The 19493-nt window shown below is 69.0% G+C and carries 17 protein-coding genes; 9 read left to right on the plus strand and 8 right to left on the minus strand.

Annotated features, from left to right (window positions below; translation table 11 throughout):
* Nucleotides 1-91: 91 nt before the first annotated feature.
* From paaZ to ABD729_RS11170, 5 genes are all read right to left on the minus strand, one after another.
* Nucleotides 92-2116 (minus strand): phenylacetic acid degradation bifunctional protein PaaZ, encoded by a 2025-nt coding sequence (paaZ, locus tag ABD729_RS11150; RefSeq protein WP_344710316.1) that lies wholly within the window; start codon nucleotides 2114-2116, stop codon nucleotides 92-94.
* Between the two features lie 150 nt (nucleotides 2117-2266).
* The gene (gene paaG, locus ABD729_RS11155) at nucleotides 2267-3049 is read right to left on the minus strand and encodes a 2-(1,2-epoxy-1,2-dihydrophenyl)acetyl-CoA isomerase PaaG (protein ID WP_344710317.1); all 783 of its coding nucleotides are present in this window, start codon (nucleotides 3047-3049) and stop codon (nucleotides 2267-2269) included.
* Nucleotides 3046-3318: a PqqD family protein gene (locus tag ABD729_RS11160; protein ID WP_344710318.1), complete on the minus strand. Its 273-nt coding sequence runs from the start codon at nucleotides 3316-3318 to the stop codon at nucleotides 3046-3048. The genes paaG and ABD729_RS11160 overlap by 4 nt, the downstream gene beginning before the upstream one ends.
* Entirely contained in the window at nucleotides 3315-3857 is a 543-nt protein-coding gene (locus tag ABD729_RS11165; protein WP_344710319.1) for a YkgJ family cysteine cluster protein, read from the minus strand. The genes ABD729_RS11160 and ABD729_RS11165 overlap by 4 nt, the downstream gene beginning before the upstream one ends.
* Nucleotides 3844-5646, minus strand: a complete 1803-nt coding sequence (locus tag ABD729_RS11170) for an ABC transporter transmembrane domain-containing protein (RefSeq protein WP_344710321.1) — start codon at nucleotides 5644-5646, stop codon at nucleotides 3844-3846. Before ABD729_RS11170 ends, ABD729_RS11165 begins: the two co-directional genes overlap by 14 nt.
* A gap of 127 nt (nucleotides 5647-5773) precedes the next feature.
* Between ABD729_RS11170 and ABD729_RS11175 the strand changes: the two genes are divergently transcribed.
* Genes ABD729_RS11175 through ABD729_RS11210 form a run of 8 tightly spaced genes read left to right on the plus strand, consistent with a single transcriptional unit; the run spans nucleotide 5774 to nucleotide 15537 of the window.
* Nucleotides 5774-6994, plus strand: coding sequence for a polyhydroxyalkanoate depolymerase (locus ABD729_RS11175; protein ID WP_344710322.1), 1221 nt, complete (start codon nucleotides 5774-5776; stop codon nucleotides 6992-6994).
* 23 nt (nucleotides 6995-7017) lie between these two features.
* Nucleotides 7018-8142, plus strand: coding sequence for a glycosyltransferase family 4 protein (locus ABD729_RS11180; RefSeq protein ID WP_344710323.1), 1125 nt, complete (start codon nucleotides 7018-7020; stop codon nucleotides 8140-8142).
* A gap of 11 nt (nucleotides 8143-8153) precedes the next feature.
* A complete protein-coding gene (locus ABD729_RS11185; protein WP_344710324.1) occupies nucleotides 8154-8936 on the plus strand; it encodes a metallophosphoesterase family protein in 783 nt (260 codons plus the stop codon).
* Nucleotides 8929-9981 (plus strand): SDR family oxidoreductase, encoded by a 1053-nt coding sequence (locus ABD729_RS11190; protein ID WP_344710325.1) that lies wholly within the window; start codon nucleotides 8929-8931, stop codon nucleotides 9979-9981. The genes ABD729_RS11185 and ABD729_RS11190 overlap by 8 nt, the downstream gene beginning before the upstream one ends.
* Before the next feature lie 9 nt (nucleotides 9982-9990).
* Nucleotides 9991-10746: a polysaccharide biosynthesis/export family protein gene (locus ABD729_RS11195; protein WP_344710326.1), complete on the plus strand. Its 756-nt coding sequence runs from the start codon at nucleotides 9991-9993 to the stop codon at nucleotides 10744-10746.
* A gap of 32 nt (nucleotides 10747-10778) precedes the next feature.
* Nucleotides 10779-12986 (plus strand): GumC family protein, encoded by a 2208-nt coding sequence (locus tag ABD729_RS11200; protein ID WP_344710327.1) that lies wholly within the window; start codon nucleotides 10779-10781, stop codon nucleotides 12984-12986.
* Entirely contained in the window at nucleotides 12986-14173 is a 1188-nt protein-coding gene (locus ABD729_RS11205) for a tetratricopeptide repeat protein (protein ID WP_344710328.1), read from the plus strand. Before ABD729_RS11200 ends, ABD729_RS11205 begins: the two co-directional genes overlap by 1 nt.
* Nucleotides 14170-15537 carry an O-antigen ligase family protein gene (locus ABD729_RS11210; protein WP_344710329.1) on the plus strand — a complete coding sequence of 456 codons (1368 nt, stop codon included), beginning with the start codon at nucleotides 14170-14172 and terminating at the stop codon, nucleotides 15535-15537. Before ABD729_RS11205 ends, ABD729_RS11210 begins: the two co-directional genes overlap by 4 nt.
* Here the strand turns inward: ABD729_RS11210 and ABD729_RS11215 are convergent.
* Nucleotides 15527-16606: a nucleotidyltransferase family protein gene (locus ABD729_RS11215; RefSeq protein WP_344710330.1), complete on the minus strand. Its 1080-nt coding sequence runs from the start codon at nucleotides 16604-16606 to the stop codon at nucleotides 15527-15529. The two genes, ABD729_RS11210 and ABD729_RS11215, sit on opposite strands and share 11 nt — an antisense overlap.
* A 2-nt stretch (nucleotides 16607-16608) precedes the next feature.
* On the opposite strand from ABD729_RS11215, the gene ABD729_RS11220 reads away from it, so the two are divergent.
* Nucleotides 16609-17493 carry a hypothetical protein gene (locus tag ABD729_RS11220; protein WP_344710331.1) on the plus strand — a complete coding sequence of 295 codons (885 nt, stop codon included), beginning with the start codon at nucleotides 16609-16611 and terminating at the stop codon, nucleotides 17491-17493.
* On the opposite strand, the gene ABD729_RS11225 is transcribed toward ABD729_RS11220, so the two are convergent.
* Nucleotides 17411-18691: a multidrug effflux MFS transporter gene (locus tag ABD729_RS11225; RefSeq protein WP_344710332.1), complete on the minus strand. Its 1281-nt coding sequence runs from the start codon at nucleotides 18689-18691 to the stop codon at nucleotides 17411-17413. The genes ABD729_RS11220 and ABD729_RS11225 overlap by 83 nt on opposite strands.
* A 12-nt stretch (nucleotides 18692-18703) precedes the next feature.
* The gene (locus ABD729_RS11230; protein ID WP_344710333.1) at nucleotides 18704-19492 is read right to left on the minus strand and encodes an HAD hydrolase-like protein; all 789 of its coding nucleotides are present in this window, start codon (nucleotides 19490-19492) and stop codon (nucleotides 18704-18706) included.
* Between the last annotated feature and the right edge of the window lies 1 nt (nucleotide 19493).

Here is a 19493-nt window from a genome sequence, read left to right on the forward strand (position 1 = left end):
ACCCTGTCTCCCGTGCCAGGCTCACTTGGCCTCATCTCTTGCTTGAAGTCATGAGCGCGGAGTGAGGATCGGGTGAGGAATGCGTGGGTGCTCAGGGCACGTTTTCCGTCAGAAGATCATAGGTCGCAACCAGCTCGTCCTTCTGGTTGAAGATCTCGACCGCCCAGCGGACGACGCCGGTTTCCTCGCTCTTCAGCGACTTGGAGCGAACGGTCAATTCGACCCGCATCGAATCGCCGGGGTACAGCGGGGTCAGGAACCGCAAATTCTCGAGACCGGTGTTGGCAAGCACGGGGCCGGGGTCGGGGTCGACGAACAGGCCGGCGGCGAAGCTCAGGATCAAATAGCCGTGGGCGACGCGGCCTTCGAAAATGGGCGAGGCCTTGGCTGCTTCCTCGTCCATGTGGGCATAGAAAGTGTCGCCGGTGAAATGGGCGAAATGCTCGATATCCTCGACGCTGACCGTGCGGCTTGCGGTGCGCAGGGTGTCGCCGACCTCAAGCTCGCTCATCCGCTTGCGGAAGGGGTGCGCGTCGATGACGTGCTTGGGCCCGCCCGGAATATATTGCGAGGTAATGGCCGCGATCATCGTCGGCGAACCCTGCAAGGCGGTACGCTGCATGTAGTGGGTAACGCCGCGGATCCCGCCCATCTCCTCACCGCCGCCGGCGCGGCCCGGGCCGCCGTGGACGAGGACGGGAAGGGGGCTACCGTGCCCGGTCGAATCCTTCGCATTGTCACGATCGATGACCAGCATCCGGCCATGGAAGGCGCCCGCGCCGAGGATGAAGTCTCGCGCCACCTCGCCCGAATGGGTGAAGAGCGAAAGCGCCAGGCTGCCCTTGCCGCGATTGGCAAGACGGACGGCGTCGGCAAGGTCCCTGTAGGGCATCAGGGTCGCGACGGGCCCGAAGGGCTCGACGTCATGGGCCGCGTCGCAGGCCCAGGGATCGTCGGCGCAGAGCAGGACGGGCGCCATGAAGGCGCCGCCATCGGGGCCGGTCACCGCATCGGGATCGCCGGCGGCAATCCGGGCGCCCCCGGCGGTGATGAGGCCCACGGCTTCGCGAACGCTGTCGCGCTGGGCGCGGCTGACGAGGGCGCCGACCCGCGTCGCCTTGTCGCGCGGATCGCCGACGGGGAGCGCGGCGAGACTGGCGGCAATCGCCCGTTCGGCCTCGGCAAGGAACGCCTGCGGGACCATCGCGCGGCGGATGGCGGTGCACTTCTGCCCGGCCTTCACGGTCATCTCGTTGACCACTTCGGCGATGAACAGGTCGAATTCGGGCGTGCCGGGCGCCGCGTCGGGCCCCAGGACCGAGGCGTTGAGGCTATCTTGTTCGGCGATGAATTTGACGCTTTCGCGCTGGACCACCGGATGGGTACGAAGCTTGAGCGCGGTCGCGGCCGAGCCGGTGAAGCTGACGACGTCCTGGCCGGTGAGGTGGTCGAACAGGTCGCCGACCCCGCCCACCACCAGTTGCACCGCGCCGGGCGGAAGCACCCCGGCATCGATCATCACCCGGAAGGCGGCTTCGGCCAGCCAGGCGGTGGCGCTGGCGGGCTTCACGATGGCGGGAACGCCGGCGAGCAGGGTCGGGGCGAGCTTTTCGAGCATCCCCCAGACCGGGAAGTTGAAAGCGTTGATGTGAACCGCGACGCCCTGCAGCGAGGTGTAGATATGCTGGCCCTGGAACAGCCCTGACTTGCTCAACGGTTCAAGCTGGCCGTCGAGGAGAACGTGCGCATCGGGAAGCTCGCGCCGGCCCTTGCTGGAGAAGGAAAGCAGCGTGCCGGCGCCGCCTTCGATGTCGATCCAGCCGTCCCTGCGGGTCGCGCCGGTGGCATAGTTTAGTTCGTACAGCTCTTCCTTGGCGGCCATGATCGCGAGGCCGAGCGCCTTCAGCATCCGGGCGCGCTGGTGAAAGGTCATCGCCCGGAGCGCGGGGCCGCCGACGTTGCGGGCGAAATCCGCCATGGCGCCGAAATCGAGCCCGCCCGACCCGGTCAAGGCGACCGGCGAGCCGTCTAGCGCGCTCGGAAGCTCGGTCAGGCTGGCGGCATCGCCGGGGGTCCACTCACCGCGGGCGAAGTTGAGGAGCTGCTTGGTCTTCATTGGACACCGCCGGAAAGAGAAATACTGCCTTCGATTTCACTTTGTCTACTTCGCCCGCCAGCCGCTCGTGCGGGCCGCAAAGTCAGTCGCGGTGAAGGGCCGTGCATCGCACTTGCGATGACGGGTGCAATCCTATTGTTCAAGAGCCGCTCAGCGCCCGTGATAGGTGGCCGGGCGCTTCTCGAGGAAGGCGGCGACGCCTTCCCGATAATCTTCGGTGAAGCCGAGCCGGCGCATTTCGTCGCGCTGGAGGTCGAGTTCCTGGTCGAGCGTGCGTTCGCCGGTGGTGCGGACGATCTGCTTGATCGCGGCAAGGCCGAGCGGCGGCAGGCCGGCGAGCCTGGCGGCAAGCGCGTCCACTTCGCCGTCGAGCGCCTCGTCATCGACGCATTTCCAGATGAGGCCCCATTCGGCGGCCTTGTCGGCGGGAAGCGGTTCGGCGGTCAGCGCAAGGCCGAGCGCGCGGGCCTGGCCGACCAGCCGGGGCAGGTGCCAGCTGCCGCCGCTGTCGGGGATCAGGCCGAGGTTGGCGAAGCTCTGGATGAACTTGGCCGAGCGCCCGGCGATGACGAGATCGCAGGCGAGCGCGATATTGGCGCCGGCGCCCGCGGCGACGCCGTTGACCCGCGCGATTACCGGCTGCGGCAGGCTAGCAAGGCGGCGGATGAGCGGGTTCCAACTCTGTTCGACGGTTTCGCCAAGGTCGACCGCTTCGCCCGGCGAGACGGCGCGGTCGTTGAGGTCCTGGCCAGCGCAAAAGCCGCGACCGGCGCCGGTCAGGACGATCACGCGGGCGGTGCCGGCCACCTTATCGAGGGCGGCGCGAAGCTCCTCGTGCATGGCCGCGGTGAAGCTGTTGAGGCGGTCGGGGCGGTTGAGGGTGATCCGCGCGATCCCGCCCTGCTCGGCAAGAAGGATGGTCGGATCGCTCATCGCGTGGTCCCCTCGATCAGGCCTTCGGTTTCGAGCATGGACAGGAGGTCGCGGATTTCGGCGCGGCACTGTTCCTCGTCCACGTCATAATCGTCGAGCAGGGCAGCGACGATCTGGTCTTCGCTGCGCGGCGTTTCCAGCAGCTGCCAGACCGCGGCGGTGACGCCTTCCATGCCGAACGCGAACCCGCGGGTCGCCTGCAGCGCGACGACGTCGTCGCCGACCTCGGCGGACATGGCATCGGGGGAGCGCGCGTAGGTCGAGGTCATTCTTGCGGGCCTTTTTCTTCGGTGCCGATCACGCTCATGGCGAGGCTGCCCTCTTCATCGGGGCGGCGGAAGCGACGGTCAAGGAACAGTCCGAGGGTCGCGACGCGCAGGCGCTGTTCGGCCTCTGCGCGGGAAAGCGGGTGGGCATCGGGGACGAAGGCGCGGCGGATGTCGGGCAGGCTTTGCCCGGCGTCGAGCGTCGCCGTTGCAGCCGCTGCAAGACCGTTCGCGGTGGCGGTGGCGGCCAGCGCCTCGTCGAGGGTCACCGTTCCTTCGCGCAGGTCGCCGAGCACCTGGCAGGCATATTTGCGGCAGGCGGCGGGGCGATCCTGGTAGACGGTGCAGGCCGTTCCCTGGAGCTTGGGGCAGGGCTGGCGCCAGCCGGTCCGTGGGGGTTCGCCGATCGGTTCGAGCGGGAAGTCTTGCGCGCGCAGCCGGTCGAGCTCATCCTCCCGCGCCGGGACCCAGGCGTAGAGCGCGCCGTTGCAGCACATCGCGCAGGACAGGCAGAGCGTCGCCTCCGCGTCAGGCGGCGACATCGAACTGCAGGCGGGCGAGGCGCGCATAAAGGCCGCCGCGGGCCGTCAGCGAGGCGTGATTGCCCTCCTCGACGATGCGGCCTTCTTCCATGACGATGATGCGGTCGGCGGCGCGGACGGTGGCGAGGCGGTGCGCGATGACCACCGTGGTCCGGCTCTGCATCAGCCGTTCGAGCGCGTCCTGGACCGCGGCCTCGCTTTCGGCGTCGAGCGCGCTGGTCGCTTCGTCGAGGAGCAGCAGGGGCGCGTCGCGAAGGAGGGCGCGGGCGATGGCGATCCGCTGACGCTGCCCGCCCGACAGGCGCGCGCCGCCTTCGCCGAGATAGGTGTCGTAGCCGTCCGGCATGGAAAGCAGGAAGTCGTGGGCGTTGGCGGCGCGGGCTGCGGCTTCGATCTCTTCCTGCGTCGCGTCCCACCGGCCGTAGCGAAGATTGTCGCGGGCGCTGGCGGCGAAGATCACCGTTTCCTGCGGCACGAGCGCGATACGGGCGCGAAGGTCGGCGGGATCGCAGTCGCGGATATCGACCCCGTCGAAGGTGATCCGGCCCGCCTGCGGATCGTAGAAGCGCAGCGCGAGCGAGAAGAGGGTCGACTTGCCGGCGCCCGAGGGGCCGACCACCGCGACGGTTTCGCCAGGCGCGACGGCGAGGTCGAGGCCGGTGACCGCCTTGCTGTCGGGCCGCGTGGGGTAACGGAAGTCGACGTTTTCGAAGGCGAGTGCGCCGCGCGCCGGGCTGGGCAGCGCGACGGGGCTGGCGGGCGCGCTGATCTCCGCCCTCGTGGCGATGAGCTCGGCGATGCGCCCGGCGGCGCCCGAGGCGCGGAGGAGGTCGCCGTAGATTTCCGACAGGGCCGCGAAGGCACCGCCGACCAGCAGCCCGGTGAAGACGAAGGCCGCAATGTCCCCGCCGGTCATGCGGCCCGCCGCGACGTCGGAGGTGCCTTCCCAGATCACCAGCACGATCGCGCTGCTGAACAGGGCGATCAGGAGGACGGTCATCACCGCGCGAAGGCGCATGCGGGTCTTGGCGGTGGCGAAGGCGCGTTCGACCGTGTCGGCAAAGCGCTGTTCCTCGCGGCGCTCCTGGCCGAACGCCTGGACGATCTTCATCGCGCCGAGCACTTCGCTGACGTTGGTGCCGACGTCGGCGATCCGGTCCTGGCTGTCGCGCGACAGTTTGCGGACCTTGCGGCCGAACAGGATGATCGGGCCGAACAGGAGGGGGATGGCGATCAGCAACAGGCCGGCGAGCTTGGGGCTCAGCACGAACAGGTAGAGCGTCCCGCCGATGCCGGTGACGAAATTGCGCAGGCCAAAGGAGATCGAGCTGCCGACCGTCTGTTCGAGGACAGCGGTATCGGCGGTGAGGCGCGAGGCGATCTCGCTCGGGCGATTTTCCTCGAAGAAGCGGGGGGGCAGGGTGAGGAGGTTGCGCTGTACCTGCCGACGCAGGTCCGCGACCGTCCGCTCACCCAGCCACGACACGAAGTAGAAGCGAAAACCGGTGGCAAGGGCCAGCACCAGCACGATCATCAGCAGGTAGTGAAAGGCCTGCCCGACCGCCTCGTTGCTGACCGACCCGCCGGCAAAGCCGCGGTCGATCACTTCCTTGAAGCCGCGCGGGATGGCGAGAGTCGCGGCCGAGCTCAGGCCGAGGAACAGCAGCGCCCCGGCGATGCGCCACGGATATCGGGCCGCGGCCTGGAAGACGAGCTTGAGATTGCCGAGGCTCCGGTCGGCCTTGTCGCCGTCCTTCGCATTGTCCTTGTCCGTCGCAGCAGTGGCCATGGCGGCGAGGTAGCAGGGGAGTTCAAAACGACAAAGCCCCGCCAAAAGGGTGAGCGCGCCGCGGCTTGCCAGCGGACCCTTTCGGTTCCACACCGGTTGACGGGCAAAAGACTTGAAAAGAGCGTGGATGCTTTACGACGCATATGAAATGCAGCGCAGCTGGCTTGCCGGTGCGAGCCAATGGGCCGGAATGTCGGCCGACTGGCTGAACAGCAGTGCCAATCCGCTGAGCTACCACGGGATGAGCGGTATCGTCGCCGCCAGCCTCGACGTGTTCGCCCATGCCGCCGCGCCGCGCGGCAAGCCCGAATTCGGCCTAACCAGCGTCACCGTCGACGGCAAGGTCCTACCGGTCCGCGAGGAAATCGTCGACCGGATGCCGTTCGGGCAATTGAAGCATTTCGTCCGCGAAGGCGCGCCGGAAGGCCAGCCGAGGCTGCTGATCGTGGCGCCGATGTCGGGCCATTTCGCGACCCTGCTGCGCGGAACGGTCGAGCGGCTGCTGCCCGGCCACGAGGTCTATATCACCGACTGGCGCGATGCGCGGATGGTGCCGCTCAAGGACGGCAGCTTCGACCTCGACGATTATGTCGACACGCTGATAGGCTGGCTCGAGAAGATCGGGCCGGGCGCGCACATGCTGGCGGTGTGCCAGCCAAGCGTGCCGGCCTATGCCGCGACCGCGCTGATGAACGCCGACAAGCATCCGGCGACTCCGCGCACGCTGACCATGATGGGCGGGCCGATCGACACCCGCGAGGCGCCGACCGCGGTCAACACGCTGGCGACCGAACGGCCCCACGCCTGGTTCCAGCAGAACGTCGTCTGCACCGTTCCGGCCGCTTTTCCGGGCGGCGGGCGCAAGGTCTATCCGGGCTTCCTGCAGCTTGCCGGCTTCATGACCATGAACCTTGGCAGCCACCTCGTCAGCCATTGGGAGATGTTCAAGCATCTGGTCGACGGCGACGAGGAAGGAGCCGACGCGACCCGCGCTTTCTACGACGAATATCGCTCGGTCTGCGACATGACGGCGGAATTCTACCTGCAGACGGTGGACGTGGTGTTCCAGCGCCACCTGCTGCCCAAGGGCGAGATGATGCATCGCGGACGCCGGGTCGATCCAGGCGCGATTACGAAGACAGCGCTGCTGGCCATCGAGGGCGAGCGGGACGATATCTCGGGCGTCGGGCAGACCAGGGCGGCGCTCAAGATCGCCACCAGCCTGCCGGCGTCGGAGAAGAAATATCACCTCGCCAAGGGCGCGGGCCATTATGGCATCTTCAACGGCCGCAAGTGGCGCGAGAAGATCGCGCCGGTGGTCGAGCGCTTCATCGCCGAGCACGACTGAACCGCATCGTCCGCCGCAAGGCCGTGAGCGCTTCGAACCCGATCCTGTTCGTCGCCAACAGCAGCTGGAACCTGTCGCACCAGCGCGGCGGGCTGATCCGGGCGCTGCTGGCGGACGGCAAATGGCCGCTGGCGGCGGTGGTGCCGCGTGGCGACCGGCCGGTCGGCAACCTCCCCACTTATGAAGTGCCGCTGATCGCCGACGGGACCGCGCCGCTGACCGAGCTGAAGAGCCTGGTCGGGCTGATCGCATTGTTCCGCCAGGTCGCGCCGCGGGTGGTGCTCGGCTTCACCCCCAAGGGGAATATCTACGCCGGGCTGGCGGCGCGGGCGACCGGGCGGCCGTTCCTGCCCAACGTGTCGGGGCTCGGCACCGGCTTCATCCGCGGCGGCATGCTGCTGAAGATCCAGGCGGCGATGTACCGCGAGGCGTTCCGCGGGGTGCCGACCGTTTTCTTCCAGAACCGCGACGATGCCGCACTTTTCGAGAAGATGGGGCTGGTGAACCGCGATCAGGTCACGGTGATCCCCGGCTCCGGGGTCGACTGCAAGGCGTTCACCGCCGCCCCGCCCAAGGACCGCGAGGACGGCAAGCTGCGGCTGCTGTTCGTCGGGCGGCTGCTTGGCGACAAGGGGGTGCGCGAACTGGCGGGCGCGATGCGGCTGCTGAAGCCGCGCTATCCGGACCTGTCGCTGACCCTGGTGGGGGAGCTCGGCGTGGCCAACCGCACCGCCATTTCGCAGGCCGAACTGGACGGCTGGATCGGCGAGGGGCTGCTGGTCCACGCGGGCCATGCCGGGGACGTCCGGCCCTTCATCAAGGCCGCGGACGCGGTGATCCTGCCGTCCTACCGCGAAGGCATGCCGCGCGCGCTGCTGGAAGCCGCCGCGATGGCACGGCCCTTGCTGGCGAGCGACGTTCCGGGCTGCCGCGAGATCGTTCGCGACGGCGAGAACGGCCTGTTGTTCGAAGCGCGCTCCGAAACGGCGATGGCGCAAGGCATCGAACGCCTGATCACGGCCGGGGCCGCGACGCGCCGGGCCTGGGCCAGCCGTTCACGCGCAATCGCCGAGAGCGACTATGACGAACGGATCGTCTTCGAGGCCTATCGCACTGCGGTAATCGCCTTGTCAGGAAAAGACCGCTAGGGCGCGCGGCCATGTTCCGCCGCTTCTTCTCCTCCACCCGCGCGACCGCCAAGGGCCAGCCGGGCTGGCGTGCCTATGTCATTGGCGACGTTCACGGTTGCCTCGACCTCCTCGACCGGCTGATCACGGAAGTCGCCGACGACCATGCGGTGCGCGGGCCGGCACGCGGCCTCCTCGTGTTCCTTGGCGACCTGATCGACCGCGGACCCGATTCCGCCGGCGTGCTGCGGCGGCTGCGGCAGTTCGACCTGCCCGGCTTCCGGCTGGTGGGGCTATCGGGCAACCATGAGGAAGTGCTGCTGAAGATCCTTGCCGGGGATTCCACCGTCGTCACCGACTGGCTGCGGTTCGGCGGGGCGGAGACGCTCGCCAGCTACGGCGCCGATCCCAAGGCGTTGGAGACGATCAGTCCCGAGGCCGCGCAGCGCCGGATCGCCGATATCGTGCCCAAGGCCGACCGCCATTTCCTCGAAGGGCTGGCGGACTCGATGCGCTTCGGGGACTATTTCTTCGTCCATGCCGGGATCCGGCCCGGCATCCCGCACGACCACCAGAGCCTGCGCGACCTGCGCTGGATCCGCGAGCCCTTCCTGACCGACAGCCGCGACCACGGAATGGTCGTCGTCCATGGCCACACCATCAGCGAGGCGGTCGAGGAGGTCGGGTCGCGGATCGGGATCGACACCGGCGCCTATGCCACCGGCCGCCTGACGGCGCTGGGGATCGAAGGCGAGCGGCGCTGGCTAATCGACACGGTCGATGGCCTGCAGGAAAAGGGCGCTGACCTTGTTTGACCGGCTGTTCGCCGCACCCGGCATCGCAGCGCACCTTGGCGACCTCAAGTCCCGGCCACGCCGCTGGCTGGTGACAGGTGCTGCGGGCTTCATCGGTTCGAATTTGGTCGAGAGCCTGCTGCGGCTGGACCAGGAGGTTGTCGGGCTCGACAATTTCGCAACTGGGCACCAGCGCAATCTCGAAGAGCTGCTGGCCGCGGTGACGCCCGAACAGGCCGCACGTTTTCGCCTGCTGACCGGCGATATCCGCGACGCCCGGACCTGCGCCGAAGCCTGCGCGGGGGCCGAGATCGTGCTTCACCAGGCGGCGCTCGGCTCGGTCCCGCGCTCGATCGCCGACCCGCTCACCAGTCACGAGGTGAACGTCACCGGCTTCGTGCAGATGCTGGAGGCAGCGCGGCAGGCCGGCGTCCAGCGCTTCGTCTACGCCGCCTCGTCCAGCACCTATGGCGATGAACCGAACCTGCCCAAGCGTGAGGAGCGGATCGGCAACCCGCTGTCGCCTTATGCAGTCACCAAGCTGGTCAACGAGCTTTACGCGGCGGTCTATGCCCGCAGCTACGGCTTCAAGGCGACGGGCCTGCGCTATTTCAACGTGTTCGGACCCCGGCAGGACCCGCATGGGCCTTATGCCGCGGTGATCCCGCGCTGGGTCGACGCGCTGCTGGAGGGCGAGGGGATCGTCATCAACGGCGACGGCGAAACCAGCCGCGACTTCTGCTTTGTCGCCAATGCGGTGCAGGCCAACCTCCTCGCCGCGCTTGCCCCCGAAGAGCGGCAGGGCGAGGTGTTCAACGTCGCGGTGGGGGAGCGGACCAGCCTCAACCAGCTGTTCGCCCTCCTGCGCGACGGGCTGGCCCGGCACGGACGCCCGACCAACGGCGAAGCGAGCTACGGCCCGTTCCGCGCGGGCGATGTCCGCCACAGCGAGGCCGACATCGCCAAGGCGCGGGAAATGCTTGGCTATTCGCCGACCCACGATATTGCCGCCGGGATCGAGGCGGCGCTGCCGTGGTACCTTGCGCAGGCGCCGCTAAAGGCCTGAATAGTCCTGTTGCTTGCGCGCCTGATCCGCTATCAGCCGACCCGTGGGCTGGAGGGTGAAGGTCTGAACATGGGTTTGATGGCGAAATCTGTTGCGGGCGCGGCCCTGTTCACCACGCTGGGCCTGAGCGGTTGCGCCGACAAGCCGGGCGGCCCGATCCCCTACAACGTGCAGCTTGCCGCCCCCGATGCGCCCAAGCCCGTCAGCATCGAACAGAATTATCGCATCGCCCCGCTCGACACGGTGACTGTCAGCATCTTCCGCCAGAAGGACCTGTCGGGCGATTATGAGGTCGACCTGACCGGCCGCATCAACATGCCGCTGATCGGCAGCCTTGAAGCGGCGGAACTCACCACCACCGAACTCGACCAGAAGATCACCGCTGCCTATGGCGCGAAATATCTGGTCAATCCCGACGTCGGCGTGGGGGTCAAGACCTCGACCCGCCGCTCGGTCACGGTGGACGGTTCGGTCAAGCAGAGCGGGTCCTTCCCGGTCGGCGCGCCGATCACCCTGCTGCAGGCGATCGCCCTGTCGGGCGGCGTGGCGGAAGATGCGAACCTGCGCCGCGTGGCGGTCTTCCGGACCGTCGACGGGCAGCGCAAGGCCGCCGCCTTCGACCTGCAGGCGATCCGGCGCGGGCAGGCGCCCGACCCGCAGATCTTCGCGGGCGACATCGTGGTGGTTGACGGATCGGGCATCAAGGATGCGCAAAAGCGGATCCTCAGCAACATCCCGCTCCTGTCCATTTTCCGGCCGTTCTGACCTGAGCAACGCGCCGCGCTAGGAATCTTGCCGTGAATCGTGACCTTGCTTTCCCCGCGAACGGGCGACTTCCGGCAGCGCCGGGCGACCTGCGTCCGGGTGCCACGCCGCCCGTCGGCCGTCGGCCCGCGGTCCAGCACAACAATCTCGACCTTGCCAGCCTGCTGCGGATCGTCCGCGAGTGGCGCTGGCTGATCCTGGCCGCGGCCGTGGTCGGCCTTGCCGGCGGGATCATCCTCACCATGCTGACGACGCCGCTCTATCGGTCGTTCGTCACGCTGGAGGTCAATCCGCCGCGCGTGCAGGTCCTCGCCAAGGACGAGAACGAGGGCCAGGCCTCGAACGACTGGGACTTCATCGCGACGCAGGTCGGCCTGCTGCAGAGCCGCGCCGTGGCCGAGCGGACCGCGCAGGACCTGAACCTCGCCGCAAACAAAGACGTGGTCGGCGCCGCCGGAACGCTGCAGGAGCGGCTTGGCCGGGCCACCGGCCTGGTCGCCGGCGGGCTCGACGTGACGGTGCCCGAGGAAGGCACGCTGATCCGCTACAGCTATACCTCGGCCAATCCGCAGCTGGCGGCCACAATCGCCAACGGGCTTGCCGACAGCTTCATCAATTCAGGGCTGCAGCGGCGCTTTGAAAGTTCGGCCTACGCCCGGCAGTTCCTCGAGCGGCAGATCGCCAAGACCCGCGGCGACCTCGAGCGCAGCGAACAGGCGCTTGCCCGCTACGCCCAGGCGCAGGGGATCATCAACCTTGGTGGCAGCGGCGGGCAGGGCGGTTCCAGTTCGCCCGATCCCGGAAACTCGCTGCAGGGCGACAGCCTCGCTGCGCTGAATTCTGCGCTAGCGCAGGCGACCGCGCGCCGGGTCGCGGCCGAGGGCGCCTATCGCGCCGCGGTGTCGACCGGGCCGGGCACGGCGGTGACGTCCTCGACCTCGGGCCTGCGCCAGGCGCGCGCCGGGCTCGAAGCGGAATATAGCGAAAAGCGCGCGTCGCTGCAGCCGGAACATCCCGAGATGGTCAGCCTGCGCCAGCGGATCGACGAGCTGACCCAGCAGATTGCGCGGGAAGGCGCGCAGGCGACCGCCGGCGTCAACAATACGCTGTCCGCCGAATATCGCGGCGCGGTCGCGGCCGAGCGGGCGCTGCAGGGCCGGGTCAATTCACTGAAGGGGCAGGTGCTCGATCTGCGTGGCCGAAGCGTCCAATATGGCACCATCCAGCGCGACGTGGACACCAACCGCAGCCTGTATGACGCGCTGCTCGGCCGCTACAAGGAGATCGGCGTGGCGGGCGGGATCGGCACTTCGCCCATCTCGATCGTCGACCGGGCCGAACCGGCCGCCGCACCGTTCAAGCCGAACCTTCCCAAGAATTTGCTGGCGGGCCTTGCCATCGGCCTCATCGGCGGGATGGGCGCCGCGGTCGGCCTCGACCTCCTGCGCGACACCATCCGCACCCGCGACGACATGCGCAACAAGCTCGGCCTCGCCTGCGTCGGCCAGATCCCCAAGCGCCAGACCAAGGGCGACTTCGTCGAGGATCTGAAGGACCCGGGCTCGGTCGTGTCGGAGGCCTATAGCGCCACCGCCGCGGCACTGCGCTTTACCACCGAACATGGCGCGCCGCGCACGATGATGGTGACCTCCACTTCGCCGGCGGAGGGCAAGTCCTCCTCGGCGCTGGCGCTGGCGCAGAACTTCGCCCGGCGCGGGATCAACGTGCTGCTGATCGACGCCGATCTTCGCAAGCCGGCCTTCCGCGCCGCCAATGACGAGATCGGCCTGACCAAGCTGCTCACCAACGAGGACGAGCTGCTCAGCCATGTCGCGCCCACGCAGTTCGACCATCTAAGTCTGCTGCCCTGCGGAACGCTGCCGCCAAATCCGGCGGACCTGCTGGCTACCACCCGCTTTGCGATGATCATCGAGGAAGCGCTGCAGCATTTCCAGATGGTGATCGTCGACAGCCCGCCGGTGATCGGCCTCGCTGACGCGCCGCTGATCGCGCACACCTGCCGCAACGTGCTGTTCGTGGTCGAAAGCGGCCGCACCCGCACCCGCCAGGCCGCGGAAAGCCTCAACAACCTGGAGGCGTCGGGCGCGCACCTCATCGGCGGGCTGCTGACCAAGGCCAGCGAGAGCAACGGCGACTATAATTATTACAGCTATCGCTACGGCGAACTGGCCGACAAGCGCGAGCGGATCGCCCTGATCCCGCATCACCAGGAAGGTTGATGGCCATAGAAGGGGCGGACGAAGGGCGACGGTCGTGGCTGGCGTGGGCCGGCCTTGCCGTGGTTCTCCTGCTTGGCTTCCAGGCGGTCCGATCCGCCCTTGTCGCGGCCGAAGGCGAGCGCCGGCCCGCCCTGGCGCATGCCTTGTGGCCCTCGCACCCCTTGCCTCAAACCACGCTGGCGCTGGCCAGCATTGGTGCGGCGGCAGGGCAGGGCAAGCCGCCACCGCCCGCCGCGCTCGAGCAGATCCGCCGCGCCGGGCAGGTCGATCCGCTGGCGGTCGAACCGCTGCTGGTGGACGGAACCGCAAGCCTTGCCGCGGGCGACCGGGCGAGGGGAGAAAAGCTGCTGAAGGCCGCCCTGCACCGCGAACCGCGGTCGACCGCCGGGCACTTCCTCCTGGCCGACCTTTACGTCCGCGAAGGACGGGTGGGCGAGGCGCTCGAACATGTCGCGGTGCTTGGACGCCGGCTTGGCGGCGGCGGCGCGCAGCCCTTTGCTTCCGCGCTTGCCGTCTATCTGCGCGATCCGGCCAAGGTCGGGGAAGTCAGGCCGATGTTCGCCAGGGGCGCGAGCCTGCGGCAGGCGGTGATGATCGCGCTCGCCCAGGATCCGGCAGGCGCGGCTTCGCTCCGCGCGCTGGTCCGGCCGGGCGACGCCGGCGAAAGCTGGTTCCGGATTGCCTTCGAACGCGAACTTGCCGCCGGCAACGTCTCCCAGGCGCGAGGCCTGCTGGCCGCGGCCGGGCTGCGCGGCGGCGGGACGGCCCTCACCTCATGGGCGTCGGGCACGGCCGCGGGGCCCTTGTCGTGGGCGCTGGCGACATCTTCCGACGGCATCGCCGAAGCCGACACGGCGGGGCCGCTGCGGATCGTTTATTACGGCCGCGGCGAGACGTCGCTGGCCGAGCATCTGCTGTTGCTGGCCCCCGGGCGCTATCGGCTGACGTCCCAGTTCGGCGGCCAGGTTTCACCCGGCACCCTCGAATGGCGCGTGACCTGCCTTCAGGGCGCCCGGGTGATCGCGCGCTCGGCAGTGAACGGACAGGGAAGCGCGCAGCTGGTCGATGTCCCCGCCGACTGTCCGGCCCAGCGGCTGGCGCTGTGGGGGCGGATGGGTGACTTTCCCCGGACGACCTCCGCCGACCTGATGCGGGTGGCCTTGTCGCCAGTGGGGGCCGCACAGTGAAACTGCCGCTCCGCCACCTCGTCGTGCCCGCGTTCCTCTTCGTCTGCCTCCTGCTGGGCGGCAGTCCGCAGGGGATCTGGCGGCACCTGATCCTTCAGCTTGGCGGGCTGGCGCTGATCGGCTGGGCCCTGCTGGCGCTGCGGCGGAGCCACCTGACCAGCGCCGGGCGGCTGCTGCTGTGGCTGTGCGGCCTGTGGTTCGCGCTGGTGCTGGTCCAGCTTATCCCCCTGCCGCCGGCGCTGTGGAGCGGCCTGCCCGGGCGCGCCGTCGCGGTCGAGGGCTTCACCCTGCGGGGCGAGGCATTGCCCTGGCTGCCACTGTCGCTCGCGCCCGCCGCGACCTTGTCCACCCTTCCGTTGCTTGCGGTGCCGCTCGGGCTGATCGTCGCGGTGGTGGTGCTCGGCGCCTACCGGTCGCGCTGGTCGGTGGTTGCGCTGGTGGTCGGCGCCTGCCTGTCGGTCCTGCTTGGCGCCGTGCAGCTGAGCCAGGGCGGACCCTATCTGTTTGCCAACACCAACATCGGTGCCGCGACCGGGTTGTTCGCCAACAGCAACCACCAGGCAACGCTATTGCTCGCGACCCTCCCTTTCCTGGCGGCGATGATCGGCTACCAGCAGCAGGACGGGCGTTCCCGCCAGCCGGCCGCGGTGGGGCGCATCGTCAGCGCGCTCGGAGCGGTGACGGTGATCGTGCTCGGGATCATCCTCAACGGGTCGATGGCGGGCCTCGCGCTGCTGCTTCCGGTGGCGCTTGCAAGCCTCGCGCTGGCGCTGCCCGGCCAGGGCAAGCTGCCGCGGCTCTTGGCCGGGCTGGCGCTCGTGCTGCTGCTCGGCGCCGTGGTCGGGATTGTCATCTTCACCCAGGCCGGAAGCAATGTCTCGTCGGCGGCCGAGCGGTCGGAAATCTACCGGATCACGCTTCGGGCCATCGCCGATACCTTCCCGGCGGGCACCGGCCTTGGCAGCTTCCAGGCCTATTACCGATTGTACGAAGACCCGGCGCTGGTGAATTCCTTCTTCATCAACCACGCGCACAGCGATCCGCTCGAATGGGTGCTCGAGACCGGGCTGCTCGGCGTGCTTCTGCTCGGCGCGCTGCTGCTGTGGTGGGCGCGCCAGGCGATCAAGCTGTGGCGGGCGGAGCGGCCCGACTTCGTTGCACTGGCGGCGACGGTCGCCTCGGGGGCGATCCTTGCCCACAGCCTGGTCGACTATCCGCTGCGCGATGCGGCGATCCAGGCGGTGTTCGCCCTGTCGCTCGCCTTCATGGCCGAGCCGCGCAGCCATTCGGCAGAGCGCGGAAGCCGATCGCGGGGTGGCCAGCGCTCGCCGCGGCACCTGACGCTGGACGATGTCAGCGGATGAGCAGGAGCCCCAGTTTCCTCGTCAGTTCGCTGAGGAAATAATGCGATCCGGGCATGGCCAGCAATTGCGAGCGGTGGATGCGCAGCGTGCCGAAGCGGTGCGCGGTCGGTTCGCGCGGATCGCCGAGCGCCGCGGTGGCGAGGTCGACCAGCTTGAGTGTCGGACCGTCGGCTTCGAGCTCTTCGGGAAGCGGGGTTCCGAGCAGGCGGTTGGCAAGGATCAGCGCCGCGGCAAGCGTGCGTCCGGCGCCAAGGCGCGGGGCCTGTTCGACCACGCTCGCCAGTTGCGGTGCAGGGGTCCGGGCGACGATCGCGGCGAAGTCCGCCAGCCACTTCAGGCGAAACCAGGCGCTCGAGGCGCCGTGGACGGCCAGGTACGGGATCAGCAGCCGGTCGGGCAGGGTCGGAAGGGTGATGCCGCCGGGCACCTCGACGCGCTGCGGGGTCACGGTGGCGGTCGCCGTTGGCAGCAGGGATGGATTGTCGGCCAGTCGGCTGTGGAGATCGAGCAGTACCCCGTCGTCGCTTCGCCACTGGCTTTCCTTGTGCGCGCGGTGCCAGTCGGCGGGATCGACCGAGGGGTCGGGCTCCTGCGAGACGTAGCCGAGCGCGTCGAGGATGCGGGCGGCCTGGCCGATCGCCCCGGGCGCGACCAGCAGGTCGATATCGAGCTGATGCTTGGTCAGCGGGTGATCCCACGCCAGCGCGCCCAGCGTCTGTCCCTTGACGAACAGGTGGGGCAGCGAGGCACGGCTGAACGCGTGATGGATGCGCCCGCTCTCGACCGCCATGCGCAGGCCATCGGCCGCAATGCGCCGCGCGGCTTCGCCGATCGGTTGCGCGCCCAGCGGAACGATGGCGGTGCGCGACATGGTGCGCCACACCAGGCCCTCGACCCGGTGGCGCCGGGCAAGCTCGGCCAGGCGCCGTCCGTCCGCGGCGGCAAGCCGGGCTCCGAGGATCGCCAGCTCCGCCTCGCCAATGTACGGGCGGCAGCAGTCGATCAGCAGGGTGAGCATCGGCTCCATCACATCGTCCTTAGCGGCGGCGGGCGCGAAGGGCAGGGGCAATCGTGAATCACCTTGTCCGCATGTTCGGCCTGACCATCGAGAGCGAGTTGCCACTGCCGGGGCTGCCTCCCGCGCAAGAAGGCATGGCTCCCGACGTGGTCGTCCGGCGCGGCACGATCGGCCCGGACGCGGCCGACCTCGTCATTCCGGAGGTTGGCGACTTTGCCGTGCGCGACGGGCGCGAGATCGTGGTGGATGCGCTGCCCGAGGTGCCCGAACGCAACCTCCGCCTCTATCTCCTCGGCAGCGCAATGGGTTTGCTGCTGCACCAACGCGGCCTGTTTCCGCTTCACGCAAATGCGGTCGCGGTCGGGGGCCACGCCATTGCCGTCGCCGGCGCGTCGGGGGCGGGCAAGTCGACGCTGGCGGCCTGGTTCCTGCGACATGGGCTGACCCTGATCGGCGACGACGTGCTGGCGCTGCGTCCGACGCCGGGCGGCATGATGGCGCTTCCGGGGCCCCCGCGGGTGCGGCTGTGGCGCGAGGCGCTGGATCGCTTCGGGCTCGGCAGCGAGGGGCTGGAGCCCAGCTACGTGGACGCCGATTACGACAAGTGGGACCTGCCGGTTGCCGCCGCGGACCTCGCCGCCGACGAGCTGCCGCTGGCGGCGATCTATGTGCTGGAAGATGCGGCCGAGATCGGCTTCGCGCCAATGGGCGGCGCGGACGCGGCCGAGGCGCTGTTCGATCACACCTACCGCGGCGGCTATGTCGAGCAGGTCGGCAATGCGGCGGCGCACTGGAAGACGGTGGCGATCCTTGCCGCGTCCGTCCCGGTGTTCCGCCTGCAGCGGCCGCGCGACCTCAACCAGCTTGAGGCGCTGGGTCGCGCGCTGCTGGCGCATGCTTCGGAGCAAGCCGCTCGAACAGACGCCGGCGGTCGGTAAGGACGACCAGCGCCAGCGACGACAGGCCGCAGATGGTCAGGCCCCACAGATAGGGGATCTGCGTCCCGTTGAACGACTGCCCGATCGCCAGCCCCGCAAGCGCGGCGAGGAGGGTGCCGACGACCCCCTGGATCGACGAGGCCATGCCCGCCACCGCCGCCATCCGTTCCAGCGCCAGCGTGTTCATGTTGGCCGAGCAGAAGGAGAAACTGGCGAGCACCAGCGCCTGGCCCACGATGAACATCGGAAGGCTTTCGCCGATGAAGGTGGCGATGCAGGCGTGGGCAACGGCGAACAGCGCGAAGGCGACGACCCCGCTGTGGGCGACGCGGCGCAGGCCGAAGCGGCCGACCAGCTTGCTGTTGGTGAAACTGGCCAGCGCCATCGGGGCCGCGACGGCGCCGAACACCACCCCGATCAGTTCGGGCCGCTTGAACACGTCGAACACGATCTGCTGGATCGAGGAGATATAGGCGAGGAGGCCGGCGAACAGCGCGGTCTGCGCCAGCGTGTAGCCGAGCGACTGGCGGTCGCTGACGACGGCCCTGGCGCCCTCGGCAAGGTCGCCGACGCGCAAGGAACGGCGATGCTTTTCGCGAAGGGTCTCGGGGATGCGAAGGAACGCCCAGACGCCGATCAGAGCGCCATAGAAGCCGAGCACCCAGAAGATCGCCTGCCAGGGCCCAAGCGTCAGGATCAGCTGGCCAAGGCTCGGCGCGAGCACGGGGATGACCATGAACACCATCGCGACCAGGCTCATGACGCGGGCCATGGCCTCGCCTTCGAACAGGTCGCGGACCATGGCGAGGACGATCACCCGCGTCGCCGCCGCCGCCGCTCCCTGGAGCGCGCGGCCAGCGATCAGCATCTCGAAGCTTGGCGCGGCCGAACAGAGGAAGGCGAAGAAGACGTAGACCGCGATTCCCGCCATCAACGTCGGCTTGCGACCGAAACGGTCGGCGAGCGGACCCCAGAACAGCTGCCCGACGCCAAAGCCCATGGTGTAGGCGATGATCACCAGCTGGCGGCGGTTCTCTTCCTGCACGCCAAGGTGGCTGGCGATGTCGGCCAGCGCGGGGATCATCGCGTCGATGCCGATGGCGTTGAGCGCCATCAGGGCCGCAAGCAGTACGATCGTTTCGCGCGAGCCAGGGCGCGGCCCGGTGCCGAGCGGGGAGGGGTGGTGGAGGGAAACCATGGGAAGGCTGCTCTACGCCCCGGCCCCGGCTGCGGTTCCGAGGCCCGAAACGGTGGCGACAGGCCGCCATCCCGCCGGGAAGCGCGGCTCCTCGCCCGCATGGATTCCGTCCGCGACGAACACCGCGTCGATCCCGAAGGCCGCGGCCCCCGCCATGTCGGTCTGCAGCCCGTCGCCGACCGCCAGCACGGTGTCGCGATCCGGGTTGCCGCCAAGCGCAAGCGCGAGATCGTAGATGGCGGGGTAGGGCTTGCCGTACCAGGCGACCCGCCCGCCGAGCGCTTCATAGGCATCGGCGAGCGCCCCGGCGCAGACCATGACCTCGCCCATGTGATGGACGATCCGGTCGGGGTTGAGGCAATGCATCAGCACGTCGGCATCGCGCCAGGCAGCAAGCTCGGCGGCATAGTCGGCCACCGTTTCGCCGCTAGCGAGCCCGGCGCAGGCCAGTTCGTCGTAGCTCCCCTCCGCGACCACCAGGCCTCGGGCGGTGAGGTCGGCGAGGTCCGCCGCGGTGCCGCAGAAGCCGACCGGGCGGCCGCGCACCGCTGCAAGCCCCGCCTCGCCAGCGGTGACGATGCCGTCGTCGAGCGTGGGATCGAGCCCGAGCGCGAGCAATTGCGCGCGGATCGCGTCGGCGCTGCGGGGAGCGTTGGTGACGAACAGGATCGTCCGGCCCTGCTGCTTCCACGCGGCAAGGGTCTCGGGCACGCCGGGAAAGATGCGGCGCCCGTCATGGACGCAGCCCCACAGGTCGCAGAGGATCAGCCGGTAGCGGTCCGGCAGCGCGTAGAGGTCCACC

The sequence above is a fragment of the Sphingomonas humi genome, from assembly GCF_039536725.1.
GTDB lineage: Bacteria > Pseudomonadota > Alphaproteobacteria > Sphingomonadales > Sphingomonadaceae > Sphingomicrobium > Sphingomicrobium humi.